The sequence below is a fragment of the Enterococcus sp. 3H8_DIV0648 genome, assembly GCF_002140655.1.
GTDB classification, from domain to species: Bacteria; Bacillota; Bacilli; order Lactobacillales; family Enterococcaceae; genus Enterococcus_A; species Enterococcus_A hulanensis.
Genome location: NZ_NGLG01000002.1, coordinates 759,064 through 774,979, shown reverse-complemented (window position 1 = coordinate 774,979; position 15,916 = coordinate 759,064). Strand labels below are relative to the sequence as shown.

Genomic DNA, 15,916 nt, shown 5'->3' with positions numbered 1-15,916 from the left:
CAATGGAAGCTTTCACAAATTTAATTGATAAATCCTTAACGCCCTTTGCCAATAAATTGGCGAGTAATAAATATTTGACCGCTTTAAGTCATGGGCTGATGGCGACCTTGCCGATTCTGATTTTTGGGTCAGTCTGTATTATTATCGCCGATTTCCCCGTTCCGATTTTTCAAGAGTTCATGGTCAATACTTTGGGCGATATCTGGACTAAATGGGCGTGGGATATCGTGGTTCCGTCGACGATTGGCTTGATGTCGTTGTTGGCGATCGTTGGTGTCACAAATTCACTTTGCGAGCAGAACCATGTCAACGCGACTCCGGCGATCGTCATCTCGATCTGTTCGTTCTTTGTACTGTTGGTACAGACAAAAGACGGCGGCTTTAGTGCTTCCGATTTTGAAGCCCGCGGACTTTTTATGGCGATCATTACGGCGGTGATCTGCGGCGAGCTTTATGCTTTTTTACTCAAACACAATATTCGGATCAAAATGCCTAAGGGGGTGCCGGATTTTGTTTCCAATCAATTTTCGGCGATTATTCCGGCCGCGATAATTATTCCGATTTTCTTGATCGTTCGTTTGGCATTTGAAGCGTCGCCGTATGGAACCTTTACCAATTTTTTGATCGATATTGTGCAAAAGCCCTTAGTAGGAGTCGGCTCAACTTTGGTTGGAACTACGATTGCGTCCTTCTTCAATACCTTTTTCTGGTTTTTCGGTATCCATGGGACCGCCGTAGTAGGAGCGGTGATGGATCCGTTATGGTATGCGGCGCAATTTGAGAATTTGGAAATTTTCAAACAAGGGGCAAGTCTTGTTCGACCGTTTATTGGAACAATGGATTATGCGAATTTCTTCATTTATTTAGGCGGAACCGGCTTAACCTTTCCATTAACCTTATTGATGGCGTTCAAATGTCGCTCGCAGCGGTTAAAGGATCTAGGGAAATTATCGATGCTGCCTGGATTTTTCAATGTGAATGAGCCGGTCATATTCGGTTTGCCGATCGTTTTGAATCCAATGATGCTGATCCCATTTGTATTGGCACCGCTTGTTTCGATCTTGGTATCGTGGTTAGCCATGTCAAGCGGATTAGTACCTTATCCAACAGGGGTCACGATCCCTTGGACAACGCCCGTCTTCATCGGCGGCTGGTTAATGACCAGCAGTTGGAAAGGCGGCATGTTACAAATTGTTGTATCCATACTTTCCGGTTGTATCTACTATCCATTTATCAAAACCTTGGACCGCCAATATCTTGCTGATGAACAAGAGTTGGAAGAACCTGAGGAAACCCTAAGTGTAGAAAAACAATCCGCGAGTGTGAGTGCATAGATAGATTTATCCACCCCTATGAGAGATCAGTTGACAGCTGGTCTCTTTTTTCGTTGGATCAACTTGGGACTAATTAAAAGAATAGTCACTAATGATTTCCATAGTAACATTGCGAATCAGAGTAATGGTTGTTATACTGTGGCTAATTTAAAGCGCGGTATAGGAGGGAACAAGATGTATGAACCAAAGTTGGAAAAGGAGATTCGTTGTCCGTTGGAATACGGTTTAGATATTTTTGGCGGCAAGTGGAAATCGCGGATTATTTGTGTGTTAGCTGAAAAGGAAGTTTTGCGCTACAATACGCTGAAAAAAGAGATGACCGATATCACGGATGCGGTTTTGGCTTCGGCACTTAAAGAACTGCTTTCAAACGATATTATCCAACGCAAACAGTACAACGAGATTCCTCCGAGAGTCGAGTATTCACTCACAAAAAAAGGTCAGTCCGTTGTTCCGATCCTCCAGCATATTTGCGAGTGGTCAGGGGCATATCACAAAGTAGACAACGAAAAAGCCTTGATGCAATGTCAAAAATGCGATTATCATCATGTTTCCTAAACAAATAAACGGCTAATTAGCTTCTATCAAAAATAGAAAAGCTGATTAGCCGTTTGTGTTTCGATCAATAATTAGGCAACACCGTAAATTTTAATTTCTGGGTCCTTGAACCATAGCGGCTGCAATCCTGCCACCACGTCTTTAGTGAATAATTCTGTTTCTAAGTAAGCTTGTGCTTTTTCCGTGCTGTCAAAGCCGTGCAAGACTTGGACATCTTCGTCTCGTACCAGTAAATCTTTTGTACATGCACCGTCAATTTCCTCTAAAAAGGGTCCTCGATAATCGGTGAAAACCTTCACTGCGGCTGGGCGTTTTTCTTCCTTGATAAAAAGAGTGATCTCTAAATAAGCTTTTACTGACATAATCGTTCCTCCTAGATATCTTTATTCACACCCTCGCGCTAAGGTACACTCAGAATATCAGAGGCACTTTCTGTCGTAAATAATCTAATAAATTAATAAGCCGCTTTTCTTTTTGATAGTTTAGGTAAATAAAGGGTTCAATTAGTCATCAGTGATTCGTTGTCTTTTTTCGTCAATGATATCCGAGGTGGAGGTCCGGTTGGATTCGACCATATCAGCGACCATTAACTTGTAATTCAGATTTTTTTGATAATCCAACGAGAAAAAACAACCATATAAAACGTCTAATAAGTAACAAATTGACGCATTGACCGCAAAATTGGCAATCTTGGAGTACAGCTTTTCGCGAGTCGAGATTCGCAATTTGATATCTGCGAATTTACCAAGAGAGCTTTCTCCGATACTAGTGATAGAAATGATCGGAACGTGATTGAGGTATAGAATCTCTGCCAACTTAATTACGGAGTTGGTTTCTCCGCTGTATGAGATCACAATGGCACAGGCATCTTTTCGTAAATTAGACGCTGCGAATAATTGTTCGCCCTCCGTTGTGCAGATTGTGACCCTCTTTTTGATGCGCGACATCTTCACTTGGAAGTCTTGAGCAATCAGCAGGTTGCCGCTGGTAGCAAAAATATAAATCTCTTGAGATTTTTCAAGTAATTTTACTGCCCGATAGAGATCATTTTGATCGATTAAATGATTCGTATCCTGAACGGCTTCATTGTTCAAGTGCATCAGTTTACTTGCAATTGAAGAAAAATCGTCTTTTTCGACAAACGGAAAGTTGGCGTCAACATCCTTGAAATGTTCATTCAAATAGCTGACTTCATCCAAAAAAGCATCGCGAAAATCATTCCAGCCAGAAAAATTTAATTTTTTAGCGATTCGTATCAGGGTGGAGGGCGCGGTGTAATTTTTGGCTGCGATTTCTTTTATAGTTTCTTTTTTGATTCGGGCTTTTTCTTCCAGCATATAGGCAATTACTTTCTTCTCGGAATTCGAGAAGGGAAAAGTCTCCATTTTTTCGTGTAATAGCATAGAATCCCCTCGAGTCTTTTTTTCTTATCCTTAGTGTATCAAGAGCGATTCACACTGTCCAAGTAAATTTTTTAGCCGATTTTGAAATGAAATTTGCAAAAATCAAAGTGAATGATCAGAAAAAAGCGAATCCTGTTACAGGCTGGAGAGATTCGATTGTAATCCGTTGGTTTCACCCTAAAATGAAGATACCAAAAGGAAATGAAAGCGCTGAGATTTAAATGAAATTTCTTTTTAGTAATTTAAAGAAGGAGTGTACGAAATGGACTATAACGTTTTAGGGAAAAGCATTTTGGACAATATCGGTGGAGAAGAAAATATTCAAGAATTTTATCACTGTGCTACACGATTGCGTTTTATTTTAAATGACCCGAAGAAAGCCGACAAGAAAAAAGTCGAAACGCTTAAAGGCGTGATCAGCGTGGTAGAAAGCGGCGGGCAGTTTCAAGTGGTCATCGGTAATAAGGTAAAGGATCTTTATAATGTAATGACCCAAGATCTGAACATATCGACTGAAACGGCAGCTGCTGGAAAAAGTCAAAACAAAATCAGCCCTTTGAATCGTTTGATCGATCTATTATCTGGAACATTTGCGCCAGCATTTGGTTTATTAGCTGGATCTGGTTTATTAAAAGGTATTATTTTACTCGCTACATTTGTGGGACTTCAACCAGATTCTGGTGCTTATTTGATTTTAAGTGCGGCGGCGGACAGCTTGTTTTACTTTTTACCAATCATTTTAGCGATTTCCGCAGCTAGAAAATTCAAAACTGATCAGTTTTTAGCGGTGGTGCTTGCGGGAGCCTTGCTGCATCCGACGATCGTGGAAGCACTCAATAGTGGACAAGCGGTTAATTTCTTCGGAATTCCAGTTATTCTTGCGAACTACAGCAGTTCTGTAATCCCGATTTTGTTTTCTGTCTGGATTCTTTCCAAGGTTGAACCGTTTGTAAAACGTTTCCTGCATGAAAGTATCCAAACCTTTATTGCTCCGATGATCTGTTTAGTCATCATGGTTCCGCTGACCTTGATCGTAGTTGGGCCAATCGCAACGTATGTCGGAAATGCTCTAGCAGATGGCTATCTATTGATTTACAAGTTGAGTCCAATTATTTCAGGGATCATCATCGGTGCTCTATGGCAAGTTTTTGTCATCTTCGGTTTACACTGGGCATTTATTCCAATCATGATCAATAATATCGCCAATCTAGGTTCGGATACGTTGATGGCGATGTGTACACCAGCGGTAGTTGCGCAAGCCGGTGCTGCGTTGGGCGTATTTTTGCGAAGCAGAGACAAACAATTTAAATCATTATCATTTTCTGCATTTATCACGGGACTATTCGGGGTAACAGAACCGGCCATCTATGGTGTGAATCTGCGGTTAAAGAAACCTTTCATCATGGGGGTTATCAGCGGGGCAGTTGGCGGAGCGATTATAGGTGCTGCGGGTTCAAGATCAACCATTTTCGGAACGTTGAGTTTTGTTACTTTCCCGGCTTATTTCGGCAAAGGCTTTGCTGCTTACGCCTTCAGTTATTTCTTCTCCTTAGTGTTGGCTTGTGTGCTGACCTATTTCTTTGGCGGTGTGAAAGAATTTGAAGCAGAGGACACAATTGCAACAACTGATGAGGCGAATATTATTTCTCCTGTGGCAGGCGAGCTGCTTCCATTAGAAAAAGTTGGTGATGAGACCTTTTCGTCTGGGGCTATGGGCGAGGGGTTTGCGGTAAGACCAACCAGCGGGAAAATTGTCGCACCAATCGAGGGTGAGATCACGATGGTCTTTCCAACTGGACACGCGCTAGGAATCAGAAATAGCCAAGGGTTCGAAGTTTTGATCCATATCGGAATTGATACGGTTTCTATGAAGGGCAAAGGATTTGTGAAACATGTTTCTGAAGGAGATCAAATAAAACAAGGAGATCTATTGATCGACTTTGATCCTGAAATAATTAAAAAAGCAGGGCTAGATCCAACAGTCATAGTGGTCTTCACGAATCGTGAAAGCTACAAAAATGTGGCAAATCTTAGTTCCTTTAACCAATCAATTAACGAAGGCTCAGAAATTGCCACATTGACTTTATAAGGAAGAAACGAGGAAGCGAAATGAGAGAAAACTTTTTATGGGGCGGCGCTATTGCCGCCCATCAGGCTGAAGGCGAATGGCAGACAGATGGTAAGGGTATCAGTGTGGCGGATGTTCTGACTTCAGGGAATCACAAGAAAAAAAGAGAAATCACCAAGGGCATCATCGCAGGAAAAAATTATCCCAATCATTTTGGGATTGATTTTTATAACACGTATCAGGAAGATTTAAAGTTGTTTGAAGAAATGGGCTTTAATGGTTTTAGAACGTCGATTGCTTGGACTAGAATTTTTCCTAATGGGGATGAGGCGGTTCCCAATGAAGCGGGCTTACAATTTTATGATGATCTGTTTGACAGCTTAATTGAAAAAGGAATGGCACCGATTATTACCTTATCGCATTTTGAGATGCCTTATCATTTAGTCGAAGCTTATGGCGGTTGGCGCAGTAAAAAGGTGATCGATTGTTTTGTTCGTTTTGCAGAAGTCGTTTTTGAACGCTACAAAAGTAAAGTCAAATACTGGATGACTTTTAATGAAATCAACAATATGTTTAATCCTGAGGACGAATTTTTCAGCTTTGTGACTGGCGGTCTTCAATACCAAGCAGACGAAAATAAACTGCAAGTCATGTATCAAGCCTCAATGAACCAGTTGATTGCCAGTGCCAAGGTAGTCGAGATTGGAAAAAAGATTTGTTCAGATTTTGAAATCGGCTGTATGCTGGCATTTATTCCCGTCTACCCATTTTCTAGCCACCCTGAAGATGTCCTGTTGGCTCAGCAAGAGATGCGCAGCCGCTACTTTTATTTGGATGTTCATGTGCATGGAGAGATCCCTAATTATACAAAACGCTTATGGGAACGTAAAAAAATCGTGATCGATCTTTCTGAGGAAGAGCTGCAAACCTTGAAAAATGGGACTGTCGATTATATTTCTATCAGCTATTACATGTCCAATACGGTGAGTTCTAGGGTATTACAGGATCAAGCATCTTCTTATAAATCAAGCGCCAATGTGGTTGATAATCCTTATTTGACTGCTTCCGATTGGGGCTGGCAAAATGATCCGACTGGTCTGCGTTATGCGTTGAATGAGCTTTATTATCGTTATCGAAAACCAATCATGATCGTCGAAAACGGTTTAGGGGCTTTTGATGATGTATCCAACAAAGAAGCCATTGTCGATGATTATCGAATCGCTTATCTAAAAAAACATATTAAGGCGATGAAACAAGCGATGGATGAAGATGGTGTCGATGTTCTAGGCTATACGTCTTGGGGACCGATTGATATTGTCAGTGCTGGAACAGGAGAAATGAAGAAACGCTATGGCTTCATTTATGTTGACCAAGATGATTTTGGGCAAGGCACGAAACAACGCTATAAGAAAAAAAGTTTCGAATGGTATAAAAGTGTCATTCGAACCAATGCGGAAACGTTGATTTAAAATTTTTCATATTGAAACCGGAGCTGTCTCTGCAGAGGTATAAGGTCTTATGAAATCAGCACAGTCGATGAGAGTGGGAAAGCAGAAATTCATTTCGATTTTTGAGAACCTTTCAAATTATGAAAACTTGCCACAGAGCGATAAGTAATTTAGTTTTAAATCTCACTTTTTTCGAATAGTGTCATTTGCGTGGAAACGTTTTTATTGTTATAATTTTGCAAAAGGATAGTGACTGGTAAAGCAGGCTAAACCGTAATAAGACAATCAGTCTTATTTTGGTTTGGCCTTTTTTTGCGAGTCGCACTTTTTGCAGTATATATAGTCTAAAGAAAAACTTGGCTATCTTCGTAATTAGGAATATGCTGTTTAGTGCGATCGTATGCGTGATGAGAATAAAACGAACTTTTTCGCTTTATAAAAAGTTCATTCTTCAAAACGAATTAGTTGCGAGTCGCACTTTTTGCAGTATATATGGTCTAAAGAAAAAAATTGGTTATCTTCGTAATTAGGAATATGCTGTTTAGTGTGATCGTATGCGTGATGAGAATAAAACTCATTTTCCGCGTTTTTCGGAAAATGATTTTCTCAGATCGAGTTAGCTGTCAGTGCAACTTTTCGCAGTTATTTTCAAAATTCTCGAGTGTATTATGTGGTGATTTCAGTTTATCTCAACAGGTTGTATCTTGTGGCTGCTAGTTGAGACGAACTAGCTTTTGTAAAAAAAGAAGGGAGATTTTTCATGTTTAAAAAAGATTTTTTATGGGGCGGCGCGACTGCTGCGAATCAATTAGAAGGGGCCTATCAGGCAGATGGAAAAGGCTTATCTGTGGCGGATACTATGCCGGGCGGCAAGCAGCGGTTTCAAGTGATCGGTTCACCTGAGTTTGATTGGGAAATTGATGAGGAAAAATACGTCTATCCTAATCATCGTGGAATCGACCATTACGATCGTTTTCGTGAAGACATTGCCTTGTTTGCGGAAATGGGTTTCAAATGTTATCGTTTTTCCATTGCATGGAGTCGGATTTTTCCTAAGGGCGATGAGCAGCAGCCTAATGAAGCAGGGTTGAAATTTTACGATGACTTGATCGACGAATGTTTAAAATATAATATCGAACCAGTTATCACGATCTCTCATTATGAAATGCCGCTGCATCTGGCAAAAGAATATGGCGGCTGGAAAAACCGTCAACTTATCACGTTTTACGAACGTTTTGCCAAAACAGTCTTAACTCGTTATGGAAAAAAAGTGAAGTATTGGATGACCTTCAATGAAATCAACTCCGCTTTCCATTTTCCGGCGCTAAGCCAAGGAATGGTAATCTCCAATGGCGGCGGCGAGATGCAAAATGTCTTCCAAGCTTGGCACAATCAGTTTGTCGCAAGCAGCTTAGCAGTGAAAATCGCTCACGACATCGATCCTGATCTGCAAATTGGCTGTATGATCATTTACGCGACAACGTACAGTATCGATTCAAACCCAATCAATCAAGCGGCGAACCTAGTCCAAAATCAAGAATTCAATTTTTTCTGTACCGATGTGCAGGTTCGCGGCGAGTACCCGGTTTATACGAAACGTTTATACAATAAGTTTGGTGTCGATCAAAACGAACTTGAAATTACTGAGGAAGACTTAGAAATCTTAAAAGCTTATCCAGTGGATTACATTGGTTTCAGCTACTATATGTCCATGGTCGTGGACGAGACTTCTGAAGAGACTGAAGGCGTATCCGGCAACTTACTGGGCGGAGTGAAAAATCCATTCCTGAAAGCTAGTGAGTGGGGCTGGCAAATTGATCCTGAAGGTTTGCGCATTGCGATGAACGAGTTATATGGGCGTTATCAAGTACCGTTATTTATTGTAGAAAACGGACTAGGCGCAATTGACGAAGTTCAACCAGATGGCACGATTGAAGATAACTATCGGATCGATTATTTGCGGGAACACATTGAAGCCATGAAGAAAGCTGTAGATGACGGTGTCGATTTGATGGGATACACACCTTGGGGCTGTATTGATCTAGTGAGTGCTTCGACGGGTGAAATGAGTAAACGTTACGGCTTCATTTATGTAGATCTTGATGATGAAGGCAATGGTACCTTGGATCGCTCGAAAAAAGCATCGTTTGATTGGTATAAGAAAGTGATCGAAACGAATGGGGAAAAACTGAATTAAATTATCGACTGCGGATTATTTTTTTATAAAAGTAATCCGCATTTTTCGTTATTTTTATTCCTTACAAACGCCTCAATCTCAATAATCAAGATTTAAGCAAAAGGCACTTTTTATCAAGTAATATTTCTTTAAAAAAGAAACTAGTTTCAGCTTCTTGACTTTTAAAATAACGTCCGAACTTTATAAAAAGATAAATCAGGCAAAATTCTAAAGTCTATTGACATTCAAAAAAAGTGATGCTATGCTCAGTTGGAGATTGTTACCGCTTTAAATAGCGGGCTATACTTAATTTAGATTCAATATATTGGATAAATGTAGGGAGCCTGAGATGTTTATTAAAAAGATAATAAACAACAATATAGTCATTTCATCAGATGCGTCAAATAATGAGATGATTATCATGGGCAAAGGCATTGGCTTCAAAAAGAAGATTGGAGACAGCATTCCTTCAGCAAATATCGAAAAGAAATACGTTGTTACCAAAGAGTGGAACGAGAATAAGTTGATTCGATTATTGGAAGACATTCCATTAGAACATATTCAAGTTGCCAATGAGATCATCAGTTTTGCAAAAGTCTCGCTTGGAAAAAAACTAAGCGAAAATCTTTTCCTGACATTGACGGATCACATCCACTATGCGATTCAACGAAAATCAGAGGGAATGGAAATCAAGAATGCTTTACTATGGGAAATCAAACGATTCTATAATCATGAATTTCTGATAGGAAAAGAAGCATTGTCCATTATTCAAAATAGGCTTGGTGTGACTTTGCCGGAAGATGAAGCAGGTTTTATTGCTTTGCATATTGTCAATGCCAACCTTGATATGGATGAAATTGGTCAAGTATCTGAGATGGCCGAGATCATTCAGAACATCTTGAATATCGTTAAGTATCATTTTAATGTTGAGATTGATGAATACTCGTTGAACTATGAACGATTTGTGACTCATTTGAAATTTTTCATTCAACGACTTTTCAGCGGTGCGCGCTTAAATGACTCTGAAACGATTCAATTCATGATGAAAATCAAGGAGCAGTACAAAAAGGAATATGCTTGTGCAATGAAAATTAGTAATTATGTTCAAAGTATTTTTAACAGACCGTTGGACGAAGACGAATTGATTTATCTAACCATACACATAAAAAGAATAACCAATCAAGATTAGGATTGTTACCGATTGAGGGCTATACCTAAGCAAACTCGCAGTTTTTCGCGAGTTTGTTTAGGTATTTTCTTTTTTTAATGGTTGATTTTTACAGGAGGAAAAATGATGGATTATAAAAAAATAGCGGAAGAAATCATTCACCACGTTGGTGGAAAAGAGAATGTTAGCAACCTGACTCATTGTGCAACTCGTTTGCGCTTCAATTTGAAGGATAACAAAAAGGCTGATCGATCAGCTATTGAACAAATGACTGGCGTTGTAGGTGTGACTGTCGGCGGCGGTCAATATCAAGTAATTATCGGCAGCGAGGTTCGACATGTATACAACGAAATCATGAGTTTGCTCGGTAATCAGTTGGAAAAAAACAACGACAGTAATGAATCCGGTGAAAAGAAGAGTATTGGTGCTCGTTTCTTAGATACGATTTCCAGTATTTTTACACCGATTTTACCAGCAATTACTGCATCAGGGATGATTAAAGCGGTGCTAGCACTTTTAGTTGCTTTTCATTGGGTGGATAATACTGCTCAAGCTTATCAGATCATCAATTTCATGGCAGATGCGGGCTTTTATTTCTTACCGATTTTACTGGCGAACTCCGCAGCGAAAAAATTTGGCAGCAACCCTTACTTAGCGATGATGGTTGGCGGGATTTTACTTCATCCGAATTTTGTTTCGATGGTCGCTGCGTCAATTGAAAGCGGCGAAGCATTGAGTTTAGGCTTTTTACCGATCTATAACGCTACTTACGGTTCATCGGTCGTACCGATTATTTTATCGGTTTGGTTCATGTCTTATATTGAAAAATATGCTGACCGCTATTCACCCAAAATGATTAAATTCTTCACGGTTCCTTTGATAACGATCTTAGTAACAGGAATTGTGAGTTTAGTTGTGTTAGGGCCTGTTGGCTATATCATTGGTAATGGGATCGCGGCAGGTATTACGTTCCTTGATTTACACGTAGGCTGGTTAGTACCAATGGTTATTGGCGGAGTATTCCCGTTATTAGTTTTAACAGGTACTCATTACGGAATTATTCCAATTGGCGCAAATAATATCATGACTGTTGGTTATGATGCGATGATTGGACCAGGGAATTTGGCTTCAAATATTGCCCAAGGCGGGGCTTCTTTAGCAGTCGGATTGAAAACAAAGGATCGAGCGATTAAGGAATTAGCAGTATCCGCCGGAATCACAGCAGTTTGCGGCATCACAGAACCGGCGTTATTCGGGATCAATATGCGCTTCAAAACACCTTTATATTCATCTATGATCGGCGGTGCTGTGGGTGGCCTGTTTATCGGACTATTTGGAGTTAAAAGATACGCGTCTGGTTCTCCCGGTTTGATGACTTTACCTGTTTACATTGGTGAAGACGGCTTCCGCAATCTGATTTTTGCTTGTTTAGGAGCGGCGATCGCCTTTGCGGTAGCTTTCGTTGTTTCTTTCGTATTGTATAAAGAAAAAAATATCGAAAAAGACACGATTGAAGAATTGGACACATTGCTAGACGATCAATATACGGAAAGTAATCCAGCAAACAGTATCAGCATCTTTTCCCCAGCAGATGGTAAGGTGATTCCTTTGACAGAGATTAAAGATGCCGCTTTTTCTAGTGAAGCGATTGGTAAAGGGTGCGGCATTATTCCTGAGAACGGTTTGTTTGTCTCTCCTGTAGATGGCACTGTCGAAATGGTCTTTGAAACGAAACACGCGATTGGGCTTAAATCAGATAATGGGGCAGAGCTATTGATTCATGTTGGATTAGATACAGTAAAAATGGGTGGCAAACCGTTTGAAGTATTCGTTGCAAGCGGAGATCGAGTGAAAAAAGGTGATCCATTACTAAAAGCTGACTTAGAGATGATTATTGATGAAGGGTATGAAACAACCACGCCGATCATTATGACCAATTTTGATGCGTTTTCTACAATTAGAACCGCACCAAAACAAGATATTCTTGCGGGTAAATTATTATTAGAGGTGGGGAAATAATGAGTACGAAGAAGTGTTTCCCTAATAATTTTCTATGGGGTGGAGCAACCGCCGCCAACCAATATGAAGGTGGCTATAATAAAGGCGGCAAAGGGAAGGCCTTGGTAGATGTGATTCCCGCGGGCGAAAAACGCCGTGAAGTGATGGAAGGCAAGTTCCACTATCGAGATTTGCCAAATGATTGCCTTTATCCAGGAAGAGAAGCTGTGGATTTTTATCATCATTGGGAAGAAGACATTGATTATATGATTGAAATGGGTTTTAAAGTCTATCGTTTTTCCATTTCTTGGAGTCGTATTTTTCCAACAGGGGAAGAAGAGACACCTAATCAAGAAGGTTTGGATTTTTATAAACAAATCGTTCGGAAGTTAGTAGATAATGGGATTGAACCATTAATCACGATTTGCCATTTTGATATGCCGCTGCATTTGATTGAAAAATATGGTTCTTGGCGTGATCGTAAAGTCATTGATGCCTATTTGAGATATTGCCGAGTTTTGTTTGAAACCTTTAAAGGAAAAGTGAAGTATTGGATCACCTTCAACGAAATCAATATGCTTTTGCATATGCCGTTTATGGGGGCTGGAATTATGTTCCGACCTGATGAAGATCAGGAAAAGGTAAAATATCAAGTAGCCCATCATGAATTGATTGCCTCAGCTTTAGCGACAAAATTAGCCAAAGAAATCGATTCTGATTATCAAATTGGCTGTATGTTGGCGGCTGGTCAGTTTTATCCGTATTCATCTGATCCAAGAGATGTTTTTGATGCGCTAGAGAAAAATCGCGCAACGTTCTTTTTCAGTGATGTCCAAGTACGTGGTCATTACCCGGACTACACGAAACAAAAACTTGATAATTTAGGCATTACCATTGATATGCTGCCAGGTGATGAAGAGCTGCTTCAAGAATATACGGTTGATTTCATCTCGTTTAGTTATTATGCGTCTCGATTAACCAGTGCTGATCCAGAAGCTGGAGAGAAAACGGCTGGTAATGTGATCCCAACATTGAGAAATCCTCATTTAGAGATCAGTCCATGGGGCTGGCAAATTGATCCATTAGGATTAAGGATTACTCTAAATGCATTGTATGAACGTTATGAAAAGCCGTTGTTTATTGTTGAAAATGGTCTAGGAACAAAGGATGAGCTTATCGATGGAAAAGTAAACGATGATTATCGAATTGACTATTTGCAAAAACACATGTTAGCCATGCATGATGCGATCATAAAAGACGGCGTTCGCTTGATTGGCTACACTTCTTGGGGCTGTGTGGATCTAGTCAGCGCTTCAACAGGCCAAATGAGCAAACGCTATGGCTATATTTACGTGGATAAAAACGATGATGGTTCAGGAACTCTGAAACGATATAGGAAAAAATCATTTGACTGGTACAGCAGGGTTATTGCTACTAATGGTGCTTCTTTGTTTGAATAGGTTCTTGGAGATAAAAATGAAGACGGAAAGCGATGAACGCCTTTCCGTCTTTAAATTTTTTATACAAAATTCCAAACGTCTAAACATAGTGTTTAAGCGTTTTTTTGTTGCCGCCACAACACCACTTGAAACATCTTCTCGTGTTCATTCAACTCCACAAAAGAAATCCTTCCGCCATGTTTTTCCACGATTTTCTTACTGATGGCGAGGCCAAGTCCGCTGCCGTTTTGAGTGGAACGGGAGCTGTCTCCGCTGACAAAGGGTTCAAATAGCTGTTCTTGCAGTTCCTTTGGAATGGAGGTTCCATTGTCTTTGATCTCAAAAATCACTTGATTTTCTAGTGGGTAAAGTTGAATGTGCACAGTTGTCTCTGCTGGATTGTGCTGAATACCATTGCTAATCAAATTATCAAAAACACGACGCAGTTCGACGGGATCGCCAGAAATTTCTAAAGGAGTTTCCGGCAGATCAAAAGTCAATGCAATGTCATTTTTTTCTGCTGGTTCAAGCTGTTCCAATAAGATTTGGCGAATTAATTCTGACAAATCTAAATTTTGACGCTGGAGTTGATAATCAGGGCTTTCTAGTTTTGAGAAAATCAATAATCGATTGACCAGTTCATTCATATGATCCGTTTTCGCGATGATGGTTTTCATCGTCTGATCTAGTTTATCGTCACCAACTAAGCCGTCTGCTACTGCTTTGGCGGAGCCTTGAATGGTGGTGATCGGTGTGCGCAGATCATGAGCCATGTTGGCAAAGAGTAATTGCCGTTCCTTTTCATAAGAGATTCGTTGTTGTTCCGCTTCTGCCAATTGCTTTGCCATATGATTGAAGGAGTCTTCAATCTCGACATATTCGTATTCCGCATTCAGATGGATTTTCTTGGAATACTCGCCATTCTTGATCGTTCGCAAACCATCGATCAGAACGGTATTTGGTGCGACGAGATGCTCCTTGACTGATTTTGAGTAGCGCCGTAGACAATAAATGAAAATCAGTAGTAGCATTATAAAAATGAATGGCAACCATTTAAAGTTTGATGCTGTGAGGATCGAAGTAAAGTTATGATAGACAGGACTGATATTTGCTCGCAAGCTTTTTTTTGGCATCTTTGCGATACAAGTATAATTTTTACCGTCTTTTCCTTTAAAAGGTGCAAATGTCGCCATGTATTCAGAATCTAGACTGTTGAGCTCTAAATAAACAGGGCCCAATTGATAAATATTTTTATCGATAATGGCCTGCAGACCATCCATTTCCAATAATTGTTTTTGAGTGTAATGATTTTTTCTTTCTTTAGCCGTTCCTTTGGTATAAATCACATTATTATTTTCATCAAGTATTTCCACCCAGCCATCGACAGATTTAAGAGAAGAGACATCAATTTTATGATAATCAGATCGGACGATTGTATTGGCAGAAAAATCTTTTGCGGGCGATTCGTTACTGACGACGAAAAGTTGAAAAGCGAAAGTAAAAATAGAAATTAGCACCAGCAATAGAAGAGAGGTCGTCAGATACTTTTTTGTCAAAAAGCGTCCTAATGTTTTGGGTTTCTTACTCATGGCACTAGCTTATATCCTAATCCGCGGATTGTTTGGATATAAGATTCCTCCTCTCTGGTTCCTAATTTTTCTCTAAGGCGGCTGATGTAGACCATGATATTATTGTCATCGACGATATAAGTATCCTCCCAAACGGCCTCGTAGATTTGTTTTTTAGTAAAAACACGTCCCGGGGTTCCCATCAGTAAACGCAGGATTTTAAATTCGATTGACGTTAAATTGATCTGTTGGTTTTCCTTGAACAAGATACATTGATCAAGGTCGAGAATTAGATCATGGAGTGTGAGTGTGTTTGGTTCGGCAGCTTCTTGTGCACCTAAAGAGTAAAAGCGGCGAAGCTGAGCGCTGACACGAGCAACTAATTCCAATGGATCAAACGGTTTGGTTACATAATCATCGGCACCAATACCGAGCCCTAACACTTTATCTGCTCCGGCATCTTTTGCGGTCAAAAAGATGATCGGCATATTTTTTTCTGCGCGAATTTTTTTGACCAATTGATACCCATCCATTTTTGGCATCATAATATCTAAAATAGCCAGATCAATTTTTTCCTGTTGAACACAAGTCCACGCCTCTTCGCCGTCGGAAGCGGTGAACACCTTATACCCATCTTTTTCCAAATATAAAGTAACAAAATCAATGATCCCTTGTTCATCATCTGCCACTAAAATCGAGAACCCCATCAAACACACCCCTTTTATTCTCTATTATACCTGTCTCTTATACACATCT

At 40.0% G+C, this 15,916-nt stretch carries 12 protein-coding genes; 8 read left to right on the top strand and 4 right to left on the bottom strand.

Annotation, left to right across the window (positions count from 1 at the left end):
* The first annotated feature begins 2 nt into the window (after window positions 1-2).
* Together A5875_RS19865 and A5875_RS19860 are read left to right on the top strand one after the other, a co-directional pair.
* Window positions 3-1,334: a PTS sugar transporter subunit IIC gene (locus tag A5875_RS19865; protein WP_088935300.1), complete on the top strand. Its 1,332-nt coding sequence runs from the start codon at window positions 3-5 to the stop codon at window positions 1,332-1,334.
* A gap of 174 nt (window positions 1,335-1,508) precedes the next feature.
* The gene (locus A5875_RS19860; RefSeq protein WP_088935299.1) at window positions 1,509-1,892 is read left to right on the top strand and encodes a winged helix-turn-helix transcriptional regulator; all 384 of its coding nucleotides are present in this window, start codon (window positions 1,509-1,511) and stop codon (window positions 1,890-1,892) included.
* A 71-nt stretch (window positions 1,893-1,963) separates the two neighbouring features.
* Here the strand turns inward: A5875_RS19860 and A5875_RS19855 are convergent, their stop codons facing one another.
* Both A5875_RS19855 and A5875_RS19850 read right to left on the bottom strand, forming a co-directional pair.
* Window positions 1,964-2,254, bottom strand: coding sequence for a hypothetical protein (locus tag A5875_RS19855; protein ID WP_088935298.1), 291 nt, complete (start codon window positions 2,252-2,254; stop codon window positions 1,964-1,966).
* Between the two features lie 141 nt (window positions 2,255-2,395).
* Complete coding sequence (locus A5875_RS19850) at window positions 2,396-3,295, bottom strand: MurR/RpiR family transcriptional regulator (protein ID WP_088935297.1); 900 nt, start codon at window positions 3,293-3,295, stop codon at window positions 2,396-2,398.
* A gap of 262 nt (window positions 3,296-3,557) precedes the next feature.
* Between A5875_RS19850 and A5875_RS19845 the strand changes: the two genes are divergently transcribed.
* From A5875_RS19845 to A5875_RS19820, 6 genes are all read left to right on the top strand, one after another.
* Window positions 3,558-5,384, top strand: a complete 1,827-nt coding sequence (locus A5875_RS19845; protein ID WP_088935296.1) for a beta-glucoside-specific PTS transporter subunit IIABC — start codon at window positions 3,558-3,560, stop codon at window positions 5,382-5,384.
* Window positions 5,385-5,404: 20 nt separating this feature from the next.
* Complete coding sequence (locus A5875_RS19840) at window positions 5,405-6,832, top strand: 6-phospho-beta-glucosidase (protein WP_088935295.1); 1,428 nt, start codon at window positions 5,405-5,407, stop codon at window positions 6,830-6,832.
* 739 nt (window positions 6,833-7,571) lie between these two features.
* Window positions 7,572-9,008: a glycoside hydrolase family 1 protein gene (locus A5875_RS19835; RefSeq protein WP_088935294.1), complete on the top strand. Its 1,437-nt coding sequence runs from the start codon at window positions 7,572-7,574 to the stop codon at window positions 9,006-9,008.
* 328 nt (window positions 9,009-9,336) lie between these two features.
* Window positions 9,337-10,176: a BglG family transcription antiterminator LicT gene (licT, locus tag A5875_RS19830; RefSeq protein WP_088935293.1), complete on the top strand. Its 840-nt coding sequence runs from the start codon at window positions 9,337-9,339 to the stop codon at window positions 10,174-10,176.
* A gap of 102 nt (window positions 10,177-10,278) precedes the next feature.
* Window positions 10,279-12,174, top strand: a complete 1,896-nt coding sequence (locus tag A5875_RS19825) for a beta-glucoside-specific PTS transporter subunit IIABC (RefSeq protein ID WP_217809362.1) — start codon at window positions 10,279-10,281, stop codon at window positions 12,172-12,174.
* Complete coding sequence (locus A5875_RS19820) at window positions 12,174-13,613, top strand: 6-phospho-beta-glucosidase (protein ID WP_088935291.1); 1,440 nt, start codon at window positions 12,174-12,176, stop codon at window positions 13,611-13,613. Before A5875_RS19825 ends, A5875_RS19820 begins: the two co-directional genes overlap by 1 nt.
* Window positions 13,614-13,705: 92 nt before the next feature.
* Here A5875_RS19820 and A5875_RS19815 read toward each other — a convergent pair whose 3' ends face one another.
* Both A5875_RS19815 and A5875_RS19810 read right to left on the bottom strand, forming a co-directional pair.
* Window positions 13,706-15,181 (bottom strand): sensor histidine kinase, encoded by a 1,476-nt coding sequence (locus tag A5875_RS19815; RefSeq protein WP_088935290.1) that lies wholly within the window; start codon window positions 15,179-15,181, stop codon window positions 13,706-13,708.
* Window positions 15,178-15,867, bottom strand: coding sequence for a response regulator transcription factor (locus A5875_RS19810; protein ID WP_088935289.1), 690 nt, complete (start codon window positions 15,865-15,867; stop codon window positions 15,178-15,180). Before A5875_RS19810 ends, A5875_RS19815 begins: the two co-directional genes overlap by 4 nt.
* Window positions 15,868-15,916 lie beyond the last annotated feature (49 nt).

What these genes read in the sequence shown, in the direction of transcription:
- A5875_RS19865 (WP_088935300.1), top strand. Translation starts at nt 3, where the DNA reads ATGGAAGCTTTCACAAATTTAATTGATAAATCCTTAACGCCCTTTGCC.
- A5875_RS19855 (WP_088935298.1), bottom strand. Translation starts at nt 2,254, where the DNA reads ATGTCAGTAAAAGCTTATTTAGAGATCACTCTTTTTATCAAGGAAGAA.
- A5875_RS19810 (WP_088935289.1), bottom strand. Translation starts at nt 15,867, where the DNA reads ATGGGGTTCTCGATTTTAGTGGCAGATGATGAACAAGGGATCATTGAT.
- A5875_RS19845 (WP_088935296.1), top strand. Translation starts at nt 3,558, where the DNA reads ATGGACTATAACGTTTTAGGGAAAAGCATTTTGGACAATATCGGTGGA.
- licT (WP_088935293.1), top strand. Translation starts at nt 9,337, where the DNA reads ATGTTTATTAAAAAGATAATAAACAACAATATAGTCATTTCATCAGAT.
- A5875_RS19835 (WP_088935294.1), top strand. Translation starts at nt 7,572, where the DNA reads ATGTTTAAAAAAGATTTTTTATGGGGCGGCGCGACTGCTGCGAATCAA.
- A5875_RS19840 (WP_088935295.1), top strand. Translation starts at nt 5,405, where the DNA reads ATGAGAGAAAACTTTTTATGGGGCGGCGCTATTGCCGCCCATCAGGCT.
- A5875_RS19820 (WP_088935291.1), top strand. Translation starts at nt 12,174, where the DNA reads ATGAGTACGAAGAAGTGTTTCCCTAATAATTTTCTATGGGGTGGAGCA.
- A5875_RS19825 (WP_217809362.1), top strand. Translation starts at nt 10,279, where the DNA reads ATGATGGATTATAAAAAAATAGCGGAAGAAATCATTCACCACGTTGGT.
- A5875_RS19860 (WP_088935299.1), top strand. Translation starts at nt 1,509, where the DNA reads ATGTATGAACCAAAGTTGGAAAAGGAGATTCGTTGTCCGTTGGAATAC.
- A5875_RS19815 (WP_088935290.1), bottom strand. Translation starts at nt 15,181, where the DNA reads ATGAGTAAGAAACCCAAAACATTAGGACGCTTTTTGACAAAAAAGTAT.
- A5875_RS19850 (WP_088935297.1), bottom strand. Translation starts at nt 3,295, where the DNA reads ATGCTATTACACGAAAAAATGGAGACTTTTCCCTTCTCGAATTCCGAG.